We start from the raw sequence: 25,081 nt of genomic DNA, 5'->3' as shown, positions 1-25,081 counted from the left end.
ACTTTCTCTATCTAGAGCCAAAAAGGTAAATACCTAAACAAAGGTGGCCCTATCCATTTGGAAATTTATTTACAATTAGACCTATGTGACGGCGACAATTCGCTTATCAAGGGATGGCTTTTCCTTCAATCTTTCGAATCCAGATATTCGCTGCTTTCCACAATGTAGCCCTCAAATAACGGCTTATTTGTAAAATTTTTCGCTTGCTTCTTGTTTCTATTTGAACAAGAACATGTAGACAAAAAACAATAAGTGCGATAAACACTTGATTCTGAATCGCCCATTCGCTTTGTCCGAAGAACTTTTTGATGCTGAGATGTTGCTTGATCCATTTAAAAAACAGTTCGATTTACTGGCATGTAGCTAAACATTCAACCTGTATCTATTCTCAATTAAAATCATGTTCTTCTTCTGAGGTAGCGTCTATGATTGAAGGAGTTTTGAAACATTGCACAAGCATGGAGGTTGAAAAGAATTATGTAGACAGTCACGGTCAAAGCGAAGTAGCTTTTGCCTTTTGCCATCTCTTGGGTTTTCAGCTTATGCCAAGATTAAAAGCTATCAATTCACAAAAACTTTATAGGCCAGATAGTGGCATGAGTGATGCTTATCCTAATCTACAACCTATTCTTACAAGACCAATCAACTGGGAATTGATTCGTCAGCAATATGATCAGATGATGAAATATGCTACAGCCCTGCGTCTTGGAACAGCCGAAACAGAGGCTATCTTAAAACGATTTACAAGAAGTAACTTAAAACACCCGACCTATCAAGCCCTTTCTGAATTGGGAAAAGTCATTAAAACCATTTTCTTGTGTGATTATTTGGATTCTGAAGAGATTCGGAGAGAAATTAATGAAGGCCTTAATGTTGTAGAGAATTGGAATTCAGCAAATGGCTTTATTTTTTATGGAAAAGGTGGAGAAATATCTACAAATAGATTGGAAGATCAAGAGGTTGCCGTTCTTTCTCTACATTTATTACAAAATTGCCTTGTGTATATAAATACACTCATGATTCAATCTGTTTTATCAGAAAAGAAATGGATGGATATGATGACACCGGAGGATTTGAGAGCGTTAAGTCCGCTTATCTACAGCCACGTAAATCCTTACGGCATCTTTAAATTGGATATGATGGAGCGAATTCAAATTGAAGAAATGATGTATTTTTAATTTTATTCCTTATTGCGGGTAGTGACAGCTTCGCTGGTACTACCCCTTTTTGTATGCTCTCTCCTCTATTTGCACATTCTTTGTCATTAAGAATCTTAATCATGACAATCAATATTATATATTTTACTTAATGGGAAACTTTCGGTAAAGTTCAAATTGAACCTATATATATAATTCCTATCGAATTAATCTATGTTTATATTCCTTGTGAGGTGGATATCGTTGCAACTTCATGTATTGAACAGTCCGTTTAGTCAGGAGCAGGCAGAATTACTCAATCAACTGCTCCCCACTTTAACAGATCAACAAAAAATTTGGCTTACCGGTTATTTATCAGCACAGGCAGCTCTTGCCGGTTTAGAAGCTGCTGTTCAGGCCTCTTCTGCCGTAGCTCCAGACCAGCCTGTGAGCAAAGATGTGACAGTGCTTTACGGGTCACAAACAGGCAATTCCGAAGGTTTAGCAAAAAAGACAGCGGAGCATCTTGAAAAGAAAAACTTTCAAGTGATGCTCTCTTCTATGTCAGATTTTAAACCAAATAGTCTGAAAAAAATAAGCAATTTACTCATTATCGTCAGCACACATGGCGAGGGAGATCCCCCTGATAATGCCCTTTCTTTTCATGAATATGTCCATGGCAGACGTGCGCCAAAGCTTGAGCATTTGAGCTATTCTGTTCTTTCGTTAGGTGATAGCTCATACGAGTTCTTCTGTCAAACGGGGAAAGAATTTGACGAGCGCATAAAAGAACTTGGGGGAACGCGCCTTTTCGACCGGGTCGACTGTGACCTTGACTATGATGAGCCGTTTTCTGAGTGGCTGCAAGGTGTGACATATTCTCTTAGTGAAGGTGAAACAGCATCATTCCCACAAGTAGCTGCGGGAGAAATGAGTAAGGTATCTTCTGAATATTCAAGAACAAATCCTTTTGATGCTGAAGTGCTTGAAAATATCAATCTAAATGGCCGTGGATCTAACAAAGAAACCCGCCATTTGGAGCTTTCTCTTGAAGGATCAGGACTTGTTTATGAGCCGGGAGACAGTCTTGGCATTTATCCGACAAATGATCCCGTCCTAGTGGATGAACTGATATCGGCATGCGGATGGAATGCAGAAGAGGCCGTCACCGTTCATAAAAACGGAGACACTCTTCCTTTAAAAGAAGCACTCACCTCACATTTTGAGATTACAGTCTTAACAAAACCTCTTCTTCAAAAGATTGCGCCATTCAAGAAATGTGAAGAACTTCATGCCCTTTTAGAAGAAGGAAACGAAGAAAAGCTAAAAGAATATATAGCAGGCCGAGACTTATTAGATGTGGCTCGTGATTTCGGTCCTTTTGAAGGAACAGCAGCAGATTTTACGTCTATTTTAAGAAAAATCCCTGCACGTCTATATTCCATTGCAAGCAGTCTAAAAGCAAACGACGAAGAGGTGCATTTGACAATAGGCGCTGTCAGATATGATGCACACGGACGATCTCGCCAAGGTGTCTGCTCGATTTTATGTGCAGAGCGTCTGCAGCCAGGTGACACTTTGCCTATTTATATTCAACATAACCAAAACTTTAAACTTCCTCATAATGCTGATGTGCCGATCATTATGGTCGGGCCAGGCACAGGCATCGCCCCTTTCCGTTCGTTTATGCAGGAACGCGAGGAAATCGGTGCAAATGGAAAGTCTTGGTTATTCTTCGGTGATCAGCACTTTGTGACGGATTTCTTATACCAAACGGAATGGCAAAAGTGGTTAAAGGACGGCGTCTTAACGAGAATGGATGTTGCTTTCTCTAGAGATACAGAGGAAAAAGTATATGTCCAGCATCAAATGAAGAAACAAAGTAAAGAATTATTCGAATGGCTTGAGCAAGGTGCCTATGTGTATGTTTGCGGAGATGAAAAGCATATGGCGCATGATGTTCACCATACCCTTCTATCGATTATTCAAGAAGAAGGTGCGATGAGCAAAGACAAAGCAGAAAGCTATCTAGCTAATTTACAGCAGCAAAAACGCTATCAGCGTGACGTCTATTGATTTGATGCTTGAAAGAAAGGAGCTTTTACAACATGGTGAAGAAAGCATTAACAGCGCCGGATGGACCTCCGAGCGACGTAGAGGACATTAAAGAAAAAAGTGATTATTTACGGGGTACGTTAAAAGAAGTCATGCTTGATCCGATTTCAGCGGGAATTCCTGATGATGACAATCGCCTGATGAAGCATCACGGCAGCTACTTACAGGATGATCGTGATCTGAGAAATGAACGACAAAAACAAAAGCTTGAGCCTGCCTATCAATTTATGCTGCGTGTACGTCTGCCTGGCGGAATCGCCACCTCCAAGCAGTGGCTTGTGATGGATGAGCTTGCTCACAAATATGGAAACGGCACGTTAAAGCTGACAACTCGTGAAACCTTTCAGCTTCACGGTATTTTAAAATGGAACATGAAAAAGACCATTCAAGACATTCATTCTACCATGCTTGATACGATCGCTGCTTGCGGGGATGTGAATCGGAATGTCATGTGTACATCGAATCCCTACCAATCAGACGTGCACCATGAAGTTTACGAACTGGCAAAAAAATTAAGTGATGACCTGCTTCCTCAAACAAGAGCGTATCATGAAATTTGGCTTGATGAGGAAAAAGTAGCGGCAACGCCTGACACTGAGGTTGAACCGATGTACGGTCCGCTCTATTTGCCAAGAAAATTTAAGATTGGCGTTGTAGTACCTCCTGCTAACGATATTGATGTCTTTTCGCAGGATCTAGGATTTATTGCCATTATCAAAAATAATCAATTAGTTGGCTTTAATGTCGCGATTGGCGGTGGAATGGGCATGACTCATGGTGATACATTGACCTACCCTCAGCTTGCAAAGGTGATCGGTTTTTGTACACCTGAGCAGGTCGTTGAGATTGCCAAACAAGTCATCACCATTCAGCGTGACTATGGAAACCGTTCTGTGCGAAAAAATGCCCGCTTTAAATATACAGTGGACCGCCTCGGACTTGAGAATGTAAAAGAAGAGCTTGAGCGCCGTCTTGGATTTACTCTTTTAGACGCACGGGATTATCACTTTGATCATAACGGTGACCGTTATGGCTGGGTGAAAGGCATTAATGGCAGATGGCACTATACGATGTTTGTAGAAGGCGGGCGCATTACAGATGATGATTATCCGCTGATGACAGGCATTCGTGAAATTGCAAAGGTTCATGCGGGTGACCTCCGCTTAACCGCAAATCAGAATTTGATCATTGGAAATGTCACAACTCATAAAAAGAAACAAATCGAGCAGCTGATGCAGGAATTTGGTATATCAGATGGCCAGCAGTTCTCTGCCCTGCGCCGCAGTTCAATGGCATGTGTTGCTCTTCCAACATGCGGCTTAGCGATGGCCGAAGCAGAACGCTACCTTCCTCGTTTGATTGATAGAATTGAAGAGATTTTAGAGGAAAACGGATTAAGTGATAAAGAAATCACCATTCGAATGACTGGATGTCCAAATGGATGTGCCCGTCATGCTTTAGGTGAGATTGGTTTTATAGGAAAATCACGTGGTAAATACAATATGTATCTTGGTGCCGCATTTGACGGCAGCAGGTTAAGTAAACTGTACCGAGAAAATGTGGGTGAGGAAGACATTTTAAAAGAACTTGGCTCTCTACTCCCTCTGTACGCAAAAGAACGAGAAGAAAATGAACATTTCGGTGATTTTGTGATTCGAGCAGGGATTGTCAAAGAAACAACAGATGGAACGAATTTTAATGCGCAATAAACAAAGACAGGAATCACTCCTGCCTTTGTTTCCTTTTCAGGTCATTGGAAATGCTTTCGAATACATCCGGATTCTCTAATGAAGAAAGATCTGGTAAAGGTTTTTGTTCATACGCCCCTTTTAGTAAACGCCTGACGATTTTTCCATTTCTTGTTTTCGGTAAAGCTGAAATGAGATGAATTTCTTTTGGTGTGAGCGCTTTTCCGGCATGTGATCCAACATGTGCTGAAAGCTCTTGAATGAGTTTGGCTTCTTCAAAAGCGTGTGAATCCGTCACGATGAAACACACGAGCGCCTCTCCCTTCACCTCATCATTTACCCCGATGACTGCTGCTTCGTGCACAGCCGGATGGCCAACAAGGATGGATTCAATTTCAGCTGGACCGATGCGTTTGCCTGCTGTATTAATGACATCATCCGATCTGCCCGTGATATGGAATTCTCCGTCCTCTGTTTGCATGACCCAATCACCGTGTGTCCATACACCATCAAATCGTTTGAAATACGTGTCTTCATAACGCTCCGGCTCTTTCCAAAAACCATATGTCATGCCGACCCATGGCTTTTTCACAACAAGCTCCCCTACTTCATTTATGACGCTCTGTCCTGTTTCATTATACACATCTGCCGCCATTCCTAAGATTGCTGCATTAAAGAGAATGGGTTTGATTGGGCGAAGCAGAGTACTTCCTACAATGCCACCAGACACTTCGGTCCCCCCTGAGTAATTTAAGATAGGAATGTTCTTTTGACCAATTTTGTTAAATAGCCATTGCCACGGCGCTTCATTCCAAGGTTCACCAGTAGAAATGATGGCCTTGACATGCGTCATCTTAATCCCTGCTATATGTTGCTGCATCGCAGAACGAACAAATGTAGGCGAAAGACCAAAATGAGTGACTTTCTGCTGATGGATGAATGACCAGATATGCTGTTCATCTGGATAATCGGGTGCGCCGTCATATAAAACAATCGCGGCTCCATTTAACAAGCCCCCAAAGATAAGAAATGGTCCCATCATCCAGCCCATATCTGTGAGCCAAAATAGCCGGTCTCCTTTTGCAACATCCATACATAGACCGGCATCAAAAGCAGCTTTTACAGGAAAGCCTGCGTGTGTATGGACGGCTCCTTTTGGTGTGCCAGTTGTCCCAGAGGTATACAAGATCATTAGAGGGTCTTCATTTGTGACATAGGTGGTTTCGTGAATTGGCTGTTCTTTTAATAAATCGTTTAACCTTACGTCATCTTTGTAATCAGTATCAGAGGAAGAATGAACAATGACAGTTTTAACGGTATCTGTTTTTTGGATCGCATCAGCCACACATTCTCGCATGTTGATGGTCTTTCCCCGGCGCGTCATTTCGTGCCCTGTGACGACAATGGTTGCACCTGAAGCACGAATGCGTACGGCAAGAGGCTCACTTCCATAGCCTGAGAAGACCGGACTAAAAATCACACCAATCTTAGCGAAGGCAAGCATGACGGCAACAGTTTCAGGAAGCATAGGCATATAGATGATCGCCACATCTCCTTTTTGAAGCCCTTTCTTCAAAAAACCAGCTGCGTAGCGATTGACTTTTTCCTGAAGATGGAGGAAAGACCAACTCTTTTCTTCTCCTGCTTCATTGCCCCAAATAATCGCTGGTTGATGTTTAGTCTCTATTTTCTCTGCCCATTTGTCTACGGCCGTTTCGATGATGTTTAATGTGCCGCCCTTATACCACTTCGGCCACATGAATGAGTGCTGACCTAATGCAGCTTCATACGGCTCTTTCCACTGAATGCCGACAGCCTTTTCAGCTTCTCTCCAAAACCAATCTGTCCGCTCAATACTTGCTTGATAGAATGAGTGATACGTAGAAAAACCAAGAGATTTCATCCACTGATCAAGTCGTGTTTTTTTGATCATCTGCTCTTCCGGTACCCATGCTGGTTTCAGGTTCATTAGGACCCTCCTTTAGACCGGATAGACCGGATGTTTTCGTCTCGTAAATGTCATCTCTTTTGATGTATAGGCTTGTAGTCGATTGCACAGTTCAGCTCGTAAACGGTCAAATGGGATGACGCCATCGACAATCATTTCAGAGGCAAGCTCGTATATATTCATATCTTCCTGGTATTCCTTGCGTTTCTCCTGTATAAATGCGGCTCTCTCTTCGGCAGGCAGTGCGGCAATTTTATTCGCATAGACAGCATTCACTGCTGCTTCTGGCCCCATCACAGCTATTTGTGCTGATGGAAGAGCAAGACAACAATCCGGTTCAAAGGCAGGACCTGCCATCGCATATAAGCCTGCACCATACGCTTTACGCACGATGACTGATATCTTCGGTACGGTTGCCTCTGACATAGCGGAGATCATTTTCGCCCCGTGCCTGATAATGCCAGCTTGTTCCACTTTTGTTCCAATCATAAATCCTGGTATATCAGCAAGAAACAATAACGGAATATGAAAGGCGTCACATAGCTGAATAAACTTGGCCGCTTTATCAGCCGAATCGTGAAATAACACACCGCCCTTCGATCTTGGCTGATTGGCAATAAGACCAACAGGCTGACCGTCTAAGCGACCAAAACCTGTGATGAGCTCAGCGGCAAAGAGCTTTTTAATTTCAAAAAATGATCCTTCATCGATAAGTAAATCAATGAGTTGATACATATCGAAGGGGGTATTCTGACCCTTTGGTATTAGTTCTTGGATGGAGATGTTAGATGGTCTAGGTGCTTTTGCCGTTTTCTTTTTTGGTCTTTCTGTATAGTTGGCAGGCATGTAGGTTAAATAATCACGTGCCATTTGAATGGCCTCTTCCTCTGTTTTTGCTAATATATCTCCACATCCAGATATGCTACAATGCATTCTCGCCCCGCCCATTTCTTCAAGTGATACTTTTTCTCCAATCACCATTTCGGCCATTCGCGGGGAGCCTAAATACATAGATGCATTTCCTTCGACCATGACGACGATGTCACAAAAAGCAGGGATATAAGCACCGCCAGCCGCAGATGGGCCGAATAGTAAACAGATTTGCGGGATACGTCCAGACAGCTTGACTTGATTATAAAAAATGCGGCCTGCGCCCCTTCTTCCTGGAAACATGGCGATTTGATCTGTAATTCTGGCGCCAGCTGAATCCACTAAATACAGCATCGGGCAGTTGAGCTTTTCAGCTATTTCTTGGATTCTAATGATTTTCTCGACCGTTTTGACGCCCCACGACCCTGCTTTAACGGTAGAGTCATTTGCCATCACGCAAACTGTCTGTCCATTCATACGTCCTGTTCCTGTGACTACACCATCTGCTGGTAAATTTTCATCCGTACATTCTGCAAACAATGCGTCTTCAATGAGAGATTCCTTATCCAATAACAGATGAAGCCGATCACGAACAAATAATTTCCCTCTTTCTTTGTTCTTTTGATGGTATCGTTCGGCCCCGCCCTTTATAATTCGCTGTTTTTTTAATTCAAACTCATCGATCATGACCATTCCCCTTTCTTGCTATTTGCCTTTGTAATGAGGCGTTCGTTTTTCTTGAAAAGCACGAAGACCTTCCGTTCGATCTTCAGTATGAATGAGGCGTAAATAGGCCTCGTATTCTTTCGTCAGCCCTGTGTGTATATCGTAATCAAGACTAGAGTGAATCGCTTGTTTTGCTTCTTTTAAGGCAATCGGTCCATTTTTGGCGATTTGTTTTGCAAGGATGAAGGCATCATTCATGAGTGAATGAGCTAAAGAGATGTGTTCAATCAACCCGATTTGAAGGGCTTCTTCTGCTTGTATTGAAGCACCTGTGAAAATGAATTCCTTTGCTTTACCAAGCCCTACCAGGCGCGGGAGTCTTTGTGTTCCCCCGGCCCCAGGGATGATAGCTAGTCCTGTTTCTGGCAGGCCGAGTTTTGCTTCGGCTCTTGCGATGCGGAGATCACAAGCTAGTGCAAGCTCAAGACCTCCTCCAAGTGCATGTCCATTGATAACTGCAATGACAGGCACAGATAGGGATTCAATTTCTGTAAAGGTTTGTTGAATTGTGAGGACGGCTTTTTTTGCTTCTTCTTCTGTCATCAACCGTCGCTCTTTTAAATCTGCTCCCGCGCAAAAAACTTTAGAGCCAGCACCTGTAATGATCAAACAGCGGATGCTTTCATCTTGTTTGATTGCTTGAATGGTTTGATTGATCTCCTCTAGCATCGCAGCGGATAGGGCATTTGCTTGATCAGGCCTGTTTAATGTCATGAGACCAACCTGCCCATCTTGTATAGAAAATTGAACCAATGAGTTCATGTCATTCATCCTTTATGAAGTAGTGTGAGAGTGAAAAGCACGTAAGCAGTGACTAGGCAACGTTCGATCTATCTTTGTTTCAATCCATTCTGCCGCTTTGATCAATGTAGGAAGGTCGACCTTTGTTTCAATCCCAAGTTTTTGGAGCATATGCACAACATCTTCTGTCGCCACGTTCCCGCTAGAACCAGGTGCATATGGACAGCCGCCAAGTCCGCCGCTAGAGGAATCAAATGTCGTGATTCCAGCCTTTAATGCCGTGTATATATTTGCAAGTCCCATTCCCTTCGTATCATGAAAATGTAGAGCGATTTTATCAGCAGGAAATCGCTCAAGTAAAATGTCTAATTGTCTTTCTACTTGCAGAGGATGGGCTTCTCCAATGGTGTCTCCAAGGGCTATTTCATCAATGCCGTAGGAGAGTAGACTCTCAGTTAATCGTAAGACTTGGTCCATCGGCACTTGTTTTTCATAAGGACAGCCAAACACCGTAGAAATATACACGCGAGTGCTTCGCCTTTCTGCTTTTAAATCCGCAGTCATTTGTTTGATGACGGAAAGTGTTTCTTGTATGGAATGATTCATATTCCTTTTGTTATGTGTTTCACTCGAAGAAATAAACATAGCGCCTACATCAAGGTTTGCTTCAAAAAAATGGGCTAAGCCTTTTTCATTTGGAATGAGTGCTGCATAGGTGATATCCTCTATTTTGTTTAAGGATTGGGCTAATTGTTTGGCATCCTTTAAGGCTGGAACCCATTTAGGATGGACAAATGATGTGACTTCAATATAAGGGAGATGGGCTGCTGCGAGCAGATCGATCCACGTTCGCTTCTCGTTTGTGTCCAGCCAAGCTGATTCATTTTGCAGTCCGTCTCGCGGGCCGACCTCCCTAATAAGCACGCTTTTTGGTAATGCCATTTGCCTTCCCTCCTATACTGTTAGCTCCAGAAGCACCTCTCCTTCATCGACAAATTCACCCTCTGCCTTATACACTTTACTGATTACACCTGCCTCTTCTGCAACAATTGGAATTTCCATTTTCATTGACTCTAAGATGGCGACCTCCTGTCCTTTTAGGACTTCATCACCTTGTTTTACCAGAAGCTTCCATAAGTTTCCGGCCATTTGTATCGTGACGGTTTTCATGAACGGTTTTCCTCCTTTTTTTTCATCAGAAAATCGGTTGTAATGCTGCCCTGTAAGAAGGCAGAAGATCCGGCCATTTCGCTTAAAAGCGATAAATTGGTTTTGATCCCTTCTATTTCATATGTGTGTAATGCCGCTTTTAATCGTTCGATTGCGACTTTTCGGGTATCACCGTAAACAATCATTTTCGCAATCATTGGATCGTAAAATGGGGTAATGACGCTCCCGCTTGTCACGCTTGACTCATGACGTATATATGGGGCTGCAGGTGTAGAAAGCCTAGTGATTGTACCTGGTGATGGATAAAATGTGACAGGATCTTCAGCATATATTCTAACTTCGATGGCATGCCCAATTTGGTGAATATCCTCCTGATTAAATGAAAGCGGTTGTAATGCAGCAATTTTCAGCTGCTCTTCGACAAGATCAATACTTGTGATTTCTTCTGTCACAGGGTGCTCAACTTGCAATCTTGTGTTCATTTCTAGGAAATAAAATTGTTGATCTTGATCGACTAAACATTCAATCGTTCCTGCATTTTCATAGCCTATCGCTTTAGCTGCTTCAAGGGCCATTTGTCCCATTTGATGTCTCACCGAGTCGTCGAGACAGGACGCTGGTGCTTCTTCGATGATTTTCTGGTGTCTTCTCTGGAGTGAACAATCTCGTTCAAATAGGTGTACCCCATGGCCAAAGGAATCAAAGAGGACTTGAATTTCAATGTGCCGTGCATGCTCAATTACCTTCTCCATATACAAAGTACCGTCATTGAAAAAGCTTTGCGCTCTTTTTTGGTTTCCTTCAAAAGCTCTATATAGCTCCTCATCATTTCGGACGAGCTGCATGCCAATCCCTCCGCCTCCGCTCGATGCCTTTAGCATGATCGGATAACCGAGTGATTGCGCTTTACTGACCCCTTCGTCTGCGTCATAGAGTGGTGATGATACACCTGGAACGATTGGGATGCCCGCTTGTTCCATCGTTTTTCTAGCTTCAATTTTATTTCCCATTTGCTGAATCACTTGTGCAGATGGTCCAATAAAAGCAATTCCTTCTTTGCGACAACGGTCAGCAAAGACCGCATTTTCTGATAAAAGGCCATATCCAGGATGGATGGCATCTGTTTTTGTTTGTTTGGCTACCTCTATGATCGCCTCCATATTTAAATAGCTTTCAGCTACTTTCGCGCCTCCGATAACATAGGCACTATCTGCTTCTTGCACATGAAGTGCATGCTGATCTGCCTCTGAATAAACGGCAACTGTTTTGATCCCTAGCCGTTTACAAGTCCGAATAATTCTACGGGCAATTTCGCCTCGATTGGCTATCAGTACTTGTTGAAACATCGCTACCTTCACTCCTTTATTAGATTAAGTGCCTGTTTTTTCAGTCGAAACTTTTGAATCTTCCCTGAGGCTGTCATTGGATACTCCTCTGTAATAAAAAAGTATTTCGGGATTTTGTAGCGAGCCATTTGCTTTTGACAGTAGCTGGTTAATGTATCAATCGTGACCGTACGGCCTTGTTTCAGTCGAATGAATGCGGCCGCTTCTTCTCCATATGTCTCATCGGGAATGCCAACGACCTGTGCGTCAAGAATCGCCGGATGCGTATAAAGAACGTCTTCAATCTCTTTTGGGTAAATATTCTCGCCGCCTCTGATGATCATATCTTTGAGCCGGCCTGTGATTTTCACATAGCCGTCATGATCCATCACAGCTAAATCCCCTGTATGAAGCCAACCGTCCTCATCAATGACTTCACTTGTTGCTTCTTCGTTTTTATAGTAGCCTTTCATGACATGATAGCCTCTTGTACACAGTTCCCCTTGCTCTCCCCTTGGCACTTCATCAGGTGTGCCTGGTGCGACGATTTTAACTTCGATGTGAGGAAGAGCACGCCCAACCGTTTGAACTCGCCTTTCAAATGAATCATCAGTTCTTGTTTGGGTAATGACAGGTGAGCTTTCTGTCTGGCCATAGGCAATCGTAAGCTCCCTCAGTCCCATTTTTTCAATGACTGCCTTCATCACATGGGATGGGCAGAGCGAGCCAGCCATAATGCCCGTACGTAATGTGGACAGATCGTAATGGTGAAAATTCGGATGATCAAGCTCTGCGATAAACATCGTCGGAACGCCGTGAAGAACGGTGCACTTCTCTTTTTCAACTGTGTGCAGCACACGCTCTGGGTGAAAGGATTCAACTGGGATGATTGTTCCTCCTTTTGTAAAACAGGCAAGCACGCCTAGCACGGAGCCAAAGCAATGAAAGAAAGGAACAGGAATACACATACGGTCTCTACGGGTTAATTTCATACAATCTGCAATTTGACTGGCATTGCAGACGATATTTGTATGGCTGAGCATCACCCCTTTTGGATAGCCGGTTGTCCCTGACGTGTATTGCATATTTATGACGTCATCAGGCACTAGCTCATTCATTCGTTTCTCCCATTCATGATCCTCGGTCCTTTTGGCAGCAGTTTGAATACTGTCCCACCCACTCATGCCGTTTGGTACGTTGTTTTGGCCAATATACACGCAGCTTTTTAAATAAGGAAATGGTGCAGACGTGAGCTCACCGGGCCTCGCTGTTTGAAGCTCTGGGATCATCTCTTTAAGCATCTTGACGTAGGATGTCTCTTTAAATCCATCTACTATAAACAGCATTTTGCTATCAGAATGCTTCAATAAATAAGTGAGTTCCTGTGATTGAAAATTCGTATTCACGGTGACAAGAACAGCTCCAATGGAGGCGCAGGCAAATTGCAGGATGAGCCATTCAGGTACATTTGGTGCCATGATGGCGATATGATCACCTTTTTGAACCCCTAATGACATTAGTCCCTTTCCTGTTTCCTTGACCTCTTTATAAAACGCTTCGTATGAATAACGTAAAAAACGTTCTGGATAAACAATGGCTTCATGTGCTGGGTGTTGCTCCTTTTTCTCTCGTAATAGGGAGCCGATCGTTTGTGGATGAATCGACATTATTGCTTTCCTCCCTCATAAATAGTAAGCGCTTTTAGTAGGGCGTTAAGCTAACAGCTGTCTTGCGATGACCAGCCGCTGAATTTCAGATGTCCCTTCCCCGATTTCCATCAGCTTGGCATCTCGGACGAGTCGTTCCACACCGCATTCTTTCATGTAGCCTGTTCCGCCGTGAATTTGCACCGCATCAAGACTTGCTTTTGTCGCCATTTCAGACGCAAAAAGCTTGGCATAAGCTGCTTCTTTTGTAAACGGCTTGCCGTGATCTTTTAGCCATGCGGCTTTCCATACCATTTGTCTGGCAAGCTCTATTTGCATCGCCATATCCGCCAGCTTAAATTGAATGGCTTGGAAGGATGAAATGGTTTGGCCAAATTGCTTTCTTTCTTTTGCATAGGAAAGCGATGCATCAAGTGCAGCTTGCGCGATCCCAACAGATAAGGCGGCAATCGAAATTCGTCCACCGTCTAATGTATATAAAAACTGCTTGAATCCTTTGTTTGGGTCACCTAATATATGATGCGCTGGGACACGCACTTCGTCTAAAATGATTTCAGCAGTATCTGAACCGCGCACCCCCATTTTGTCATATGGACTTGTAATCGATAGCCCCTTTTGACCTTGCTCCACAATAAAGGCTGAGATGATTGGACGGCCGTGATCATCATGATTCGTAACGGCGGTGACGATAATGGTTCTGGCAAAGTTGGCATTTGTAATCCAGCACTTTTCCCCACTGATCACATATTCTTGTCCGTCTTTGATCGCTTTTGTTTTTGTTCCTTTTGCATCAGATCCTGCGTTTGGTTCTGTTAATCCAAATGAGCCGATTGCTGTTCCAGAAGCAAGCGGGACAAGATGATCCATCTTTTGCTCCTCTGTACCGAAATAATAAAGAGGGCTTGCGCCTAATGAGACAGCTGCGGCATAGCTAAGACCTGTACTTGCACACTGCTTTCCAATCTCTTCTACCGCTAGCGCATATGATATCGTATCTCCTCCAGACCCTCCATATTTCTCAGGAAAGGGTATGCCCATGAGGCCTAGCTCCCCCATTTTTTGAAATGTTTTGACAGGGAATTCTGCCTGTTCATCAATCGTTTGAGCGAGCGGTGCAATTTCTGTTTTAGCGAATTCTTTGACCATCTGGCGGATCATTTGTTGTTCTTTCGTTAATTCAAAATCCATCTTGCTTCCCCCTTTGGCTCTTTTCTATCATATTTATTAATTAGGGAGCTGCTTCATGCCAAGCATAATTGAATTCAGAAAATTAAAACAAGAATAGTAGAAAAAGTGAAACTGAAAAAAGCATGAAAGAAGGAAAATCCCTCATTCATGCTTTTTTCGATATTTCACTGTTTTGGTAGATGGTTTGCTTTCCTGGTGAAGGCGATTGAGGGCCGTGACTTTGTAGGTATCACTTTTTTTCTGATTCATTAAAAGGCCTTTGACAGTTGTCAGCGAGCCTTTTTCTTTTCTGACCGTTTGCAGTAATTCGTATGTCCCCTTATTCGTCAATCGATAGACTGCATAATAGGATGCAGTAGAATGCCGGTCATGTTGAATCTGTAAAGTCGAGCCGTCCGCTCTCTTTTTCACAGAATAGATGATCGGTTTTTTTGGTACTTTTTCTTGAAGCCACGGCATTTCAGGAATGATAGCTGGTTTCTTATATGCCTCATTTATTAGTCGATCCTTTACTTTCAAGGGGTTACGATTGATATCCTTTAAACTAAAATGCATACTTCCCTGCACGAGTGGAGAGAGTCGATTCAGCTCGATTTGGCGAAAATACTCCTCGGGGTCAGACCAAGCAGGATCACTGTTTTGGTTGATTTTATAAGTCGCTTGACCAATGTATAAGTGAACGGGCTTTCCCTTCACTTCATTTGACCACCATTTCGCTAGCACGTCATAGGAAGCTGCCTGAAAGCCAATGCTCCAGTAAATTTGCGGGGTCACATAGTCGATATTGTGCTTGTGAATCCACTCCCTTGTATCAGCATACAAATCATCGTAATTGGTCATACCAGCTGTGGTGTTTGAACCAGTCGGGTCATCTTTTATATTGCGCCATACACCGAATGGGCTAATGCCAAATTTCACATAGGGCTTTTCTTTTTTAATGGTGTCGTTGATCTGCTGTACCAATTGATTTACATTATGTCTTCGCCAATCTTCTATAAGTGTGAATGCTTTTTTACCGTATGTTTCATACGTTTCTTGATCTGGAAATGGCACACCGACAATCTTATTCGGATAAAAATAATCATCCATATGAACAGCATCAATATCATAATTCTTCACGACTTCTTCTATGCCGCCTACAATAAAGTTCTGAGCGTCAGGAATACCTGGATTGTAGTAAAGCTGATTTCCGTAGGCAATGGTCCAATCAGGATGTTTTCTTGCAGGGTGATCGGCTGATAACCGGCTGAGGTCAGTATGATTCATTGTGATTCGATAAGGGTTAAACCAAGCATGGAATTCCAGGTTGCGTTTATGTGCTTCTTCTATCATGAATTGAAGCGGGTCATACCCAGGATCATTCCCTTGCGTCCCAGTCAAATATTCTGACCACGGTCCGAATTCCGAAGGATAAAAAGCATCTGCGGTTGGTTTAATTTGCATGATAACGGCGTTCATATTCATCGCTTTGATCTCGTCTAACAGTTGAATGAACTCCTGCTTTTGCTCTTTGGCTGGCAGTCCTTTCTTTGATGGCCAATCTAAGTTATAGACGGATGCAATCCAAACCGCGCGCATCTCTTTACTTCCTTCAAGATTTCTTTTCGTGATTGGACGAGCCAGACTGCTAGATGGAATGAATAAAAAAACAAACATGAAAGCAAGTGTCAGAAACATGATACTGATCTTTTTCACCATGATTTTGCATCACCTCACATGAAGTTTATTCTTCGTTTGGTGATGAAATGCCAGCAGATGGTGTAAGCAAGATGTTTTTCATTTCATTCAGCTGAGCTTCAGGTACTTCGCAGGATTCAATTAAATACCGCTCTGCACTTCCGTAGGTATCCATCATCTCTTTCAGCACATCCTCAAGATAATCTTGCTGCACACCGAGCAGCGGCTGAATCTGTTCTTTTGATACCCGGTACAAACTCATCATCCGAATAAAACGTTCTTGCCTTTTGACAAGCATTTGAACCCCTTCATTTGAACGCATGTATTCACTTAAAACGGTAGGTATCGGTACACCTGCTGTTAATTGAATAAGAGCAGATAAAAACCCAGTACGGTCTTTTCCGCTCGTACAGTGAAGCATAAGTGGATAATTTTTCTCGTCTGACAGTAGTGTAAACACCTGCTGGATCTCTTTTTTACGCTCGGTGAGCATGCGCTGGTATAAATCTTTCATTATTGGCGTAAACGAGAGAGATTTCCCTTCTGTTGTCAGCATACGAAACATGGTCCGTTTGCTTGGCATCATATTGTCAGGCTGCATAGGAATATGGACAATTTTGTCCAGTTCCTTGATCTTTGATGGGTGTGATTTACGTTCTGACGTTGAGCGGAGGTCACAAATTGTTTGAATTCCCAGCTTCGAGAACAACACGATGTCTTGTTTCGTCAGACGGGATAAATCCGCGGATCTATAAATCATGCCCTGCTTGATCATCATTTTATCTGTTGTTTGAAGTCCCCCTACCTCTCTAAAATTAGAAATATTGGTAAATTGATTGTTTGACTGATTCATAGAAGTTAAAGTCCTTTCTTTTATCTTTTCTCTATTATACGCTTTTATAGAAAAGGAGAAAAGAGAAGGAAACAACCCGATGATCATGTAAGAGGAATTAGTAAAAAACGACTCAGGAATTTGAGCCGTTTTTTGATTCATTCATCTCAAGCTGCATGATCATGCGGAACAAAAATCGGTACACTGCCGATATGACGTCCATCAAAGAACTATCTTCATCGATCTCCTCCAGCTCAAGAAGCTGTATATTTACATCGAATAAACCGTCTTGTCCATTAAATTGAAGCTGGGCTCCTTCCATTTGAGACAGCATTTCTTTTAGAAAGACCATGTCTTTTTTAGGACGTTTTAATCCGAATAACACAGTATATGTTTGAAATACTTCATCCCATTCAATGGCTAATCCATCGACTTTCACCACATCAAACCACTTCGATTCAATATAAATGAATTCTTTTTGATGAATTTTCACATATGTAAGCGGTGTGTTTAAAAATGATGAGGCTTCTGTTTGAATCATTTCCTCTGATTCCTTGTCGACACGCTCTATATATACATCGCCGAAGCGTGCTTCTTCTTGAATTCTTGCCCCTTCTATGGGCCACTTTTGACGCATCGCTTCTTCATATTCAAAGTCTGTCAGCGGTTGCCCTTCTTTTAGTAAATATTGTAAGCGATTTTGCAACGACATGACTATGTCCCCTTTCATCAACTTCATTTGCATTTATTATTTTAGCATAACACACGAAAAGAAAGATATGTCTGGGCATATGATGGTATCATAGTGTAAAACAAAACATTTGGGAGGGGTACGTTTTGCTCACAATGACACTGGCAGAAAAAATCGTAAACGAAGTCAAAAAGGTGCTAACTGAGGAAATCATTATCGCACAAACAAACGGTACCATCATCGCGGCAACTGATGAAACGCGCATTGGCCAATTTCATGAAGGCGCATACCTCACATTCTTTGAAGGGCAGAAACGAATCCTCACAAAGCAGGATGAGCAGCATATGAAAGGAATTAAAGCCGGCATCAATTTGCCAATCTACTTTGAGCAAAAGGTCATTGGTGTGATTGGGATGACAGGAAATCCTCTGCATGTGTCCCCTTTTGGTGAAATTTTACGGAAAATGACGGAGCTACTCATTCAAGAACATGAATTTTTTCAAGAGACTGAAACAGATGAACGACATCTGGAAGCGTTTGTGTTTGACTGGCTTCATCTGCCGGAGACATGTATGGATATAACTGAAAAGGCAAAGCAGCTTCAAATTGATGTTGAACAGCCGCGTGTTGTGGTATTGATCGATTGTCAGAATGAATCGTTTATGAAGCAGGATCAATATAAAGCGATGAAGGCCATGCTGCACCTCACCAATCAGGAGATCATTGTGCGCTGGGGACATGCACGCTTTTTGCTGATGCTACAAACAACTGCGGATGGTCGTGAAGCATTGCAGCAGCGCCTTTTTCATATTTATGCCTCACTCGCAGCGGTTTACCCGTCGAAGATGTTGATTGGTGCGGGAAAACCAGCGGCTTCTCACTTGATGAAGCAATCCTTTCATCAAGCCTTTCGTGCATTAAAATTGGCGCATGCTGATACGCCGATCGTGTTTGATGAAGATTTGACGCTTGAACTTTTTATCGAGGAAGTCAGTCAGGAAACGAAAGAAATGTTTATTGATCGAACAATTGGGCCTCTTCTCCCCTATCCTGAACTGGTGAAAACATTGCGAATGCTGTTGACATCAGATTACTCATTGAAACATGCAGCTGAAGCCATGCATGTACATATTAATACTCTGCATTACAGGTTAAAGCGTATCCAAGATTTAACCACACTTGATCCAAAACGAATGCAAGATGCGATGCTCTTTTATTTAGCGTTGATGCTGTTAGAACATAATACAAAAAAACCAGTAAAACAGCCTAATATTTTGTAGAATCGTCCATAGTCATCAGACGATTCTTTTTTTATACTGAAAGAAACGACACGTCAAATGAGTGGGAGTGATTGAACATGTTAGATTCTGAATTTTCAAGCAAATTAAAAGAGATCGTCGGAGCGTCTTATGTACAAGACAATCAGGCAGATCGTCTTGCTTACTCTTATGATGCGACGCCTAATTTTCAGCATATGCCAGATGCAATTGTGAGCCCTTACACGGTAGAGGAAGTGCAGCAAATTGTCAGGCTGTGCGGATCATACCATGTGCCGATCGTACCGAGAGGATCAGGAACCAATCTTTGCGCAGGAACATGTCCGACGCAAGGAGGACTTGTTATCCTGTTTACAAGAATGAATCAATTATTAGAAATTGATGAAGAAAACCTCACCGCAACGGTGCAGCCAGGTTTAATTACGCAGGAGCTTATTCGTCAAGTAGAGGAAAAAGGCCTCTTCTATCCACCTGATCCAAGCTCTATGAAAATCTCTACATTAGGTGGAAATATTAACGAGAATTCAGGGGGCTTAAGAGGATTAAAGTATGGTGTGACAAGAGATTATGTTCTTGGACTTGAAGTGGTTCTGCCAAATGGTGACATCATCAAAACTGGTGGTAAACTTGCAAAAGACGTGGCTGGATATGATTTGAATCAATTGTTCGTTGGTTCAGAAGGAACACTCGGAATTGTCACAGAAGCAACGATGAAGCTCTTGCCGCTTCCAGAAACAAAACAAACGATGCTTTGTTTATACGAAAGTTTAGAAGAAGCCGCTACTTCTGTCTCTGCCATTATTGCTGAGCGTATCATTCCTGCTACATTAGAATTTATGGATCAGCCTACCCTTGAAGTGGTTGAGGATTTTGCGAAAATCGGGCTGCCTACTGACGTTCAAGCGGTGTTAATAATCGAACAGGACGGTATCCCCGAGGCTGTTTCACGTGATATACAAAAAATGGCGCAAGTCTGTGAGCAACACGGGGCAAAAAGAGTGAATATTGCACATTCTGAAGAAGAGGCTAATGCGCTATTAACGGCAAGACGCTCCGCTTTATCAGCCCTTGCCCGGTTAAGCCCCACAACGATTTTAGAAGATGCGACAGTACCTCGGTCTGAGATTGCCAACATGGTTCGTGCGATCGAAGAAATTGGTCAAATGTATCAAGTCAAAATCTGTACGTTTGGGCATGCTGGGGATGGGAACTTACACCCCACTTGTGCGGCGGATGCAAGGAATGGAGAAGAAATGAAACGCGTGGAAGAAGCCTTTCAGGCCATATTTGAAAAGGCAGTGTCGCTTGGCGGCACTATTACCGGTGAACATGGAGTTGGTCTGATGAAAGCCCCCTATTTGGAGCTGAAGGTCAAAAAAGAAGGAATCGCTGCAATGAAAGCGATTAAAGAGGCACTGGACCCAACAAATATCATGAACCCTGATAAAGTGTTTGGAAAAGCAGTAAGAAAGCGGGTGGTGATCTCATGACCTCTTCTTTTGAAAACAAACAAATTCAGCAAAAGTTCCAGCAGCAAATGGATGAAAAAGAGCTGCTCAATTGTATGCGATGCGGCTTCTGCCTCCCTTCCTGCCCTACTTATATTGAATCAGGCCAACAAGAAACGCATTCACCCCGGGGGCGAATTGCTTTAATGAAGGCGGTAAGAGACGGCGTCATTGAGCCAGGTGAAGATGTTGAACATTCGCTTAATCTTTGTCTTGGCTGCCGTGCATGTGAACCGGTCTGCCCTTCTGGCGTCAAGTATGGGCGGTTACTTGAAGATGCTAGAGACATCCTTCAGCAGCATAAAAAACAATCGTTCCCTATTCATTTGATGAGGCGTGCTGTTTTTAAAGGTCTCTTCCCTTCACAAAGTCGTATGCGACAAGCCGCAGGGTTACTAAGGTTTTATCAAACATCCGGTCTGCAAACAGCCGCCCGCAAAACTGGCATGCTGAAGGTGCTTCCCTCCCATTTACAGTTGATGGAATATGCTCTCCCAAAGGTACCGCATCAAAAGAAAAGCCGTTTGAATGAATACAAAGCCATTGGTCCAACAAGAAAACGTGTGGCATTTTTTTCTGGCTGTTTAATGGACACGGTTTTTTCTAGCACAAACGAAGCGACGATCCATCTCCTGCAGCTGGCAGGCTGCGACGTTGTCATCCCTCCTAAACAGACGTGCTGCGGAGCGCTCCATGGCCATAGTGGTGAAAAAAAGCAATCGAAACAGTTAGCAAAACGGAATATTGAAGCATTTGAAGAAACGGATGTAGATGCCATTGTCATGAATGCAGGCGGGTGCGGTGCCTTTTTAAGTGATTGCGATCATTTGCTTCAGGATGATCCAAATTTACAAAAGCGAAGTGAAACCTTCTCGAAGAAAATAACGGATATATCAGACATACTTGTGGAGCTTCAGTTTCATCATCGCACGCCATTGGCCTTGCCAGAGCAAGTCATCACCTACCAAGACTCCTGTCATTTACGAAATGGAATGGGTGTAATAAGCGCGCCAAGAGTGCTCATGAAAGCAATAAAAGGTGTGACGTTTAGAGAAATGAAGGATGCAGATCGATGCTGCGGCTCAGCAGGTATTTACAACATCTTACAGCCAGAGATGTCGATGCAAATTTTAGATCATAAAATGACTGAAGCAAGTCATACAACAGCAGCCGCGATTGTTACATCTAATCCAGGCTGTCAGTTGCAAATGGTTGCAGGCATCAAACGATCAGGGCACACGCCCAGCATGAGAGCCGTTCATCTAGCTGACTTTTTATTAGAAGCCGTCCAATATGGAAAAGAAGCGTCCAGCTCATCAAGCTGAACGCTTTTTATGCATACCTTTAGATAATTTTTGGCATTATTAGTGCACAAGAAGTATTTGTTGAGGTGCTTTCTGCTTTGTCCTCCATTTCCTTGCACAATGACTTTCCTATAGTGCAAGGATGCTGAACAGCTACATTTGGAATTGAAAATGGACGGTTCAAGTGAAAAAAGAGCTGACAAGTGAGAATGGATCAATGGGAAAGTATGTCTTCTAACCTTTCTTGTCTTATATGTCAATATAATTACAAGTTTTTTCATTATTCATTAATAAAGCGGTGCCACCCTTATTTCTTTTACTGGAAGCCTTGTTTGGGTCTTTCAAACAGGAAATAAACCATCAGAAATGGAGCGTTGATTCAATGAACATCAAAAAAGCCGTGATTCCCGCAGCCGGATTAGGTACACGTTTTTTACCAGCTACTAAAGCACAGCCAAAGGAAATGCTGCCTATCGTCGACATGATGTAATGGTATCAGACAAGCCCGCCCTCTCTCAGCTCATGGAAGTCTATGAAGACAAACAAACAGAGGTGAGAGAAAGTGGATCGTCTAGATGTCAGAAGTATGGTATGATAAGACCAGCTAGATTAGAAGGTCGTGTGTTTGAAGTCACAGACTTGGTGGAAAAGCCAGCCATTCATGAGACGCCTTCCGATTTAGCCGTGATGGGCATGTATCTTTTAACTCCATCGATTTTTTCTGTTTTTTAGAAAGAATCAGTAGAGGAGTATATACCAAGCATACTCATGAGAGAAGCAAAACAAGCATAGGCTCTTATAAAGATGTTTTAAGAAATTCGTATTTAAAGGCAGAGTGAAATAAATGGGAACCTTTTTTCATGAAATTTTAACCTGGCTGACAAGCCTTGGATACATAGGGGTTGCAATTGGACTGATGATTGAAATCATTCCGAGTGAAATTGTTCTTGCCTATGGAGGATATATGGTATCAACAGGAACCATTGGTTTTGTTGGGGCTGTCGTTGCTGGAGTCATTGGAGGAACGCTTGCCCAGTGTTTTATTTACTGGATTGGTCTTTACGGCGGTAGACCTTTTTTAAAAAAGTACGGGAAATATTTATTCATCCACGAGCATCATATTGCCACTGCAGAGCGCTGGTTTGATCGGTATGGAACCGGTGTGGTGTTTACAGCACGCTTTATCCCTGTTGTACGCCATGCCATCTCGATTCCAGCGGGCATTGCCAAAATGCCATTTTTCAAATTTGTTCTCTTGACGGGATTAGCTGCGATCCCTTGGTCCATCTTATTTATTTATCTCGGTATGCAGCTTGGGACAAAGTGGGATCACATTCAAAGTGTTGCCCACGCTTATACAACACCTATTATGGCCATTGCCATCGTCCTTATCGTTCTGTATTTCATACTGAAAAAAACCAGCACGAATCGAAAACGGACACTCTAACGAAAACGCCTTCCACTCATACTGTGAAAGGCGTTTTTTCTATGAGTGTGTCGATTGTTTTTCCATATATTGGGATAATTCCAAAATCATTGCACCCATTCTCTCAAGTGACGGGGCAAGAATGCGGTCTACTCCCTCTTCTTTTAAAGCTTCAGATGTGACTTTCCCGACAGCCACAGACATCACATGATGCTCAAATAGATCTTGCAGTTCTTCTTTTCTGCCCCATTTTGCTGCTAGTTTGAAAAAGGCATGAACCTGGACAGCGGTCGTAAAACAGACGGCATGAACCTTTCTTTCTTTCATTTCTTGAAGCAAAGTTTCAGCAGCCTCTGGTTTAGGAGGCGTATGCTGATACGGTAACAGCGGCAAAACGTCTGCCCCCTTATCATGTAAAAACTGGATGAGAGCTGGCGCATTTTCGCCGTGAAGCTGCACCATGACTCGTTTACCTTGAAACGCTTTGTCTTCAAGCTTTGAGATGAGGTCACGAACGGTTCCATCTTCATCAGAGACGTCTGGCTGAATGCCGCGTTTTTTTAAAGCAGCAAAGGTTTTGTACCCTCTTGAAGCGATGCGGGCATTTGATAAAATGTTCATAAATGCATCTCCAAGATTTAGCTCTTCGGCACTTTCAATTAATGTATCTGTGCCGATGCCCGTTGTTAAAATCACCCAATCGGCTCCTTGTTTCACAAAGGTTTCGATGCCTGGCTGTAACTCCTCTTTTGCTAAAAACACTGTTCCTTGAAGAGAACGAATAACGGCTTGTCCTCCTTGCTTTTCAACAAGTGTACGCATTTCCTCTGTTTTTCTCGTTCCACAAATGGCAATTGTTTTACCAGCTAAGCCTTTACTCATTCTATCCCTCTTTTTCTATTACAAATTATATGTATTAAATATAGATTTATTTGGTAGACGTTGCAAGTGTCTACTAAAAAAGAGCTTGACGTTTCTATCGAATTCGAGTATCTTTTGTAAGTGCAAATTGTAGGAGGTCATTATGGAAAAACAGAATGTTCAAGCAATTCGATTATCAATTGCAGACCCAACACCACTTGGTTTGTTTGGTTTGGCAATGGTGACGCTCGTTGCGTCCTCACAAAAACTAGGAATAACAGATGGCACTTCCCTTATCTTACCTTGGGCTATCTTCCTTGGAGGAATCGCACAGCTTATTGCGTCCATACAAGATTCAAAGCATCGTAATATTTTTGGCGCCACTGCTTTCGGTGCATTCGGTCTTTTTTGGATGGGCGTTGGAACCACTTGGCTCATTCAAGCTGGCGTTTTTGGGGAAACGCTTGCGGGAGCTGCGGATCCAAAACAACTAGGTTTTGCTTTTATTGGTTATTTGATTTTTAGCTTATTTATGACAATCGTTGCAATGGAAACACATAAAGTGTTATTTATGATTTTCGTCTTTATTGATTTCTTATTCATTGGCCTGTCCCTTAGCTCGTTTGGTGTGATGTATGATGTTACGCATACCATTGCAGGCATTTCAGAACTCATCATTTCTCTTCTTTCGTTTTATGGTTCTGCAGCCGTTGTACTCAATACGCATTTTGGCCGTACTGTGCTTCCGGTTGGACAACCATTTCGCATTTTTACATAGCATAAATGAAAAGGAAAGGCTTTATCAGCCTTTCTCAGACCGTAGACAAACCCCACCTTTACTTCAAGTAAAAGTGGGGTTTTCACTTATTTTGATAAAATTTATCAGTTGTCTTACGCTGGACATGGTCCTTTCCATGTCCAGTTTGCTAGC

At 42.7% G+C, this 25,081-nt stretch carries 20 protein-coding genes and 3 pseudogenes; 10 read left to right on the top strand and 13 right to left on the bottom strand.

The window, feature by feature from the left end:
- Positions 1 to 106: 106 nt before the first annotated feature.
- A pseudogene (locus LC033_RS08565) lies at positions 107 to 349 on the bottom strand (IS4 family transposase); the annotation flags it as partial.
- Here LC033_RS08565 and LC033_RS08560 point away from each other — a divergent pair.
- The 3 genes and pseudogenes from LC033_RS08560 to cysI all read left to right on the top strand — a co-directional run.
- Positions 348 to 1,178: pseudogene (locus tag LC033_RS08560) on the top strand (Tn3 family transposase); the annotation flags it as partial. The pseudogenes LC033_RS08565 and LC033_RS08560 sit on opposite strands and share 2 nt — an antisense overlap.
- A 222-nt stretch (positions 1,179 to 1,400) precedes the next feature.
- Positions 1,401 to 3,212, top strand: coding sequence for an assimilatory sulfite reductase (NADPH) flavoprotein subunit (locus LC033_RS08555; protein ID WP_226567852.1), 1,812 nt, complete (start codon positions 1,401 to 1,403; stop codon positions 3,210 to 3,212).
- A gap of 32 nt (positions 3,213 to 3,244) precedes the next feature.
- The gene (cysI, locus tag LC033_RS08550) at positions 3,245 to 4,960 is read left to right on the top strand and encodes an assimilatory sulfite reductase (NADPH) hemoprotein subunit (RefSeq protein WP_226567851.1); all 1,716 of its coding nucleotides are present in this window, start codon (positions 3,245 to 3,247) and stop codon (positions 4,958 to 4,960) included.
- A 13-nt stretch (positions 4,961 to 4,973) separates the two neighbouring features.
- Here the strand turns inward: cysI and LC033_RS08545 are convergent, their stop codons facing one another.
- From LC033_RS08545 to LC033_RS08495, 11 genes are all read right to left on the bottom strand, one after another.
- Positions 4,974 to 6,908, bottom strand: a complete 1,935-nt coding sequence (locus tag LC033_RS08545) for an AMP-binding protein (protein WP_226567850.1) — start codon at positions 6,906 to 6,908, stop codon at positions 4,974 to 4,976.
- A 12-nt stretch (positions 6,909 to 6,920) separates the two neighbouring features.
- Entirely contained in the window at positions 6,921 to 8,444 is a 1,524-nt protein-coding gene (locus LC033_RS08540) for an acyl-CoA carboxylase subunit beta (RefSeq protein ID WP_226567849.1), read from the bottom strand.
- 18 nt (positions 8,445 to 8,462) lie between these two features.
- The gene (locus LC033_RS08535) at positions 8,463 to 9,245 is read right to left on the bottom strand and encodes an enoyl-CoA hydratase (protein ID WP_226567848.1); all 783 of its coding nucleotides are present in this window, start codon (positions 9,243 to 9,245) and stop codon (positions 8,463 to 8,465) included.
- Positions 9,246 to 9,257: 12 nt separating this feature from the next.
- Positions 9,258 to 10,166 carry a hydroxymethylglutaryl-CoA lyase gene (locus tag LC033_RS08530; RefSeq protein WP_226567847.1) on the bottom strand — a complete coding sequence of 303 codons (909 nt, stop codon included), beginning with the start codon at positions 10,164 to 10,166 and terminating at the stop codon, positions 9,258 to 9,260.
- A 12-nt stretch (positions 10,167 to 10,178) separates the two neighbouring features.
- On the bottom strand, positions 10,179 to 10,394 hold the full coding sequence (locus LC033_RS08525; RefSeq protein WP_226567846.1) for an acetyl-CoA carboxylase biotin carboxyl carrier protein subunit: 216 nt from the start codon (positions 10,392 to 10,394) through the stop codon (positions 10,179 to 10,181).
- Entirely contained in the window at positions 10,391 to 11,740 is a 1,350-nt protein-coding gene (locus LC033_RS08520; protein WP_226567845.1) for an acetyl-CoA carboxylase biotin carboxylase subunit, read from the bottom strand. Before LC033_RS08520 ends, LC033_RS08525 begins: the two co-directional genes overlap by 4 nt.
- Positions 11,741 to 11,748: 8 nt before the next feature.
- Positions 11,749 to 13,389 (bottom strand): AMP-binding protein, encoded by a 1,641-nt coding sequence (locus LC033_RS08515; protein ID WP_376776428.1) that lies wholly within the window; start codon positions 13,387 to 13,389, stop codon positions 11,749 to 11,751.
- A gap of 42 nt (positions 13,390 to 13,431) precedes the next feature.
- Entirely contained in the window at positions 13,432 to 14,574 is a 1,143-nt protein-coding gene (locus tag LC033_RS08510) for an acyl-CoA dehydrogenase family protein (protein ID WP_226567843.1), read from the bottom strand.
- A 141-nt stretch (positions 14,575 to 14,715) separates the two neighbouring features.
- Entirely contained in the window at positions 14,716 to 16,272 is a 1,557-nt protein-coding gene (locus LC033_RS08505) for a glycoside hydrolase family 10-like protein (protein WP_226567842.1), read from the bottom strand.
- Positions 16,273 to 16,297: 25 nt separating this feature from the next.
- Positions 16,298 to 17,104, bottom strand: coding sequence for a tyrosine-protein phosphatase (locus LC033_RS08500; protein ID WP_226567841.1), 807 nt, complete (start codon positions 17,102 to 17,104; stop codon positions 16,298 to 16,300).
- A 112-nt stretch (positions 17,105 to 17,216) separates the two neighbouring features.
- Complete coding sequence (locus LC033_RS08495; RefSeq protein ID WP_226567840.1) at positions 17,217 to 17,795, bottom strand: branched-chain amino acid aminotransferase; 579 nt, start codon at positions 17,793 to 17,795, stop codon at positions 17,217 to 17,219.
- Positions 17,796 to 17,920: 125 nt separating this feature from the next.
- Between LC033_RS08495 and LC033_RS08490 the strand changes: the two genes are divergently transcribed.
- The 6 genes and pseudogenes from LC033_RS08490 to uptA all read left to right on the top strand — a co-directional run bounded on the left by LC033_RS08490 (position 17,921) and on the right by uptA (position 23,310).
- Entirely contained in the window at positions 17,921 to 19,054 is a 1,134-nt protein-coding gene (locus LC033_RS08490) for a CdaR family transcriptional regulator (RefSeq protein ID WP_312887863.1), read from the top strand.
- Positions 19,055 to 19,131: 77 nt separating this feature from the next.
- Positions 19,132 to 20,541 carry a glycolate oxidase subunit GlcD gene (gene glcD / locus LC033_RS08485; protein ID WP_226567839.1) on the top strand — a complete coding sequence of 470 codons (1,410 nt, stop codon included), beginning with the start codon at positions 19,132 to 19,134 and terminating at the stop codon, positions 20,539 to 20,541.
- Entirely contained in the window at positions 20,538 to 21,884 is a 1,347-nt protein-coding gene (locus LC033_RS08480; protein ID WP_226567838.1) for a (Fe-S)-binding protein, read from the top strand. The genes glcD and LC033_RS08480 overlap by 4 nt, the downstream gene beginning before the upstream one ends.
- 361 nt (positions 21,885 to 22,245) lie before the next feature.
- A pseudogene (locus LC033_RS17545) lies at positions 22,246 to 22,344 on the top strand (UTP--glucose-1-phosphate uridylyltransferase); the annotation flags it as partial.
- Between the two features lie 8 nt (positions 22,345 to 22,352).
- Positions 22,353 to 22,595: a sugar phosphate nucleotidyltransferase gene (locus LC033_RS08470; RefSeq protein WP_226567837.1), complete on the top strand. Its 243-nt coding sequence runs from the start codon at positions 22,353 to 22,355 to the stop codon at positions 22,593 to 22,595.
- 112 nt (positions 22,596 to 22,707) lie between these two features.
- A complete protein-coding gene (gene uptA / locus LC033_RS08465; RefSeq protein WP_226567836.1) occupies positions 22,708 to 23,310 on the top strand; it encodes an undecaprenyl phosphate transporter UptA in 603 nt (200 codons plus the stop codon).
- Between the two features lie 39 nt (positions 23,311 to 23,349).
- Here uptA and LC033_RS08460 read toward each other — a convergent pair whose 3' ends face one another.
- The gene (locus LC033_RS08460; protein WP_226567835.1) at positions 23,350 to 24,171 is read right to left on the bottom strand and encodes a uroporphyrinogen-III synthase; all 822 of its coding nucleotides are present in this window, start codon (positions 24,169 to 24,171) and stop codon (positions 23,350 to 23,352) included.
- Between the two features lie 142 nt (positions 24,172 to 24,313).
- Here LC033_RS08460 and LC033_RS08455 point away from each other — a divergent pair, with 142 nt between their 5' ends.
- The gene (locus tag LC033_RS08455; RefSeq protein ID WP_226567834.1) at positions 24,314 to 24,928 is read left to right on the top strand and encodes an acetate uptake transporter; all 615 of its coding nucleotides are present in this window, start codon (positions 24,314 to 24,316) and stop codon (positions 24,926 to 24,928) included.
- The last annotated feature ends 153 nt before the right edge of the window (positions 24,929 to 25,081 follow it).

The sequence above is a fragment of the Bacillus stratosphericus genome, from assembly GCF_020524495.1.
In the GTDB taxonomy this organism is placed as follows: domain Bacteria; phylum Bacillota; class Bacilli; order Bacillales; family Bacillaceae; genus Bacillus; species Bacillus stratosphericus_B.
The sequence above is the reverse complement of the archived record's forward strand: the minus strand, read 5'-3'. Positions and strand labels throughout refer to the sequence as shown.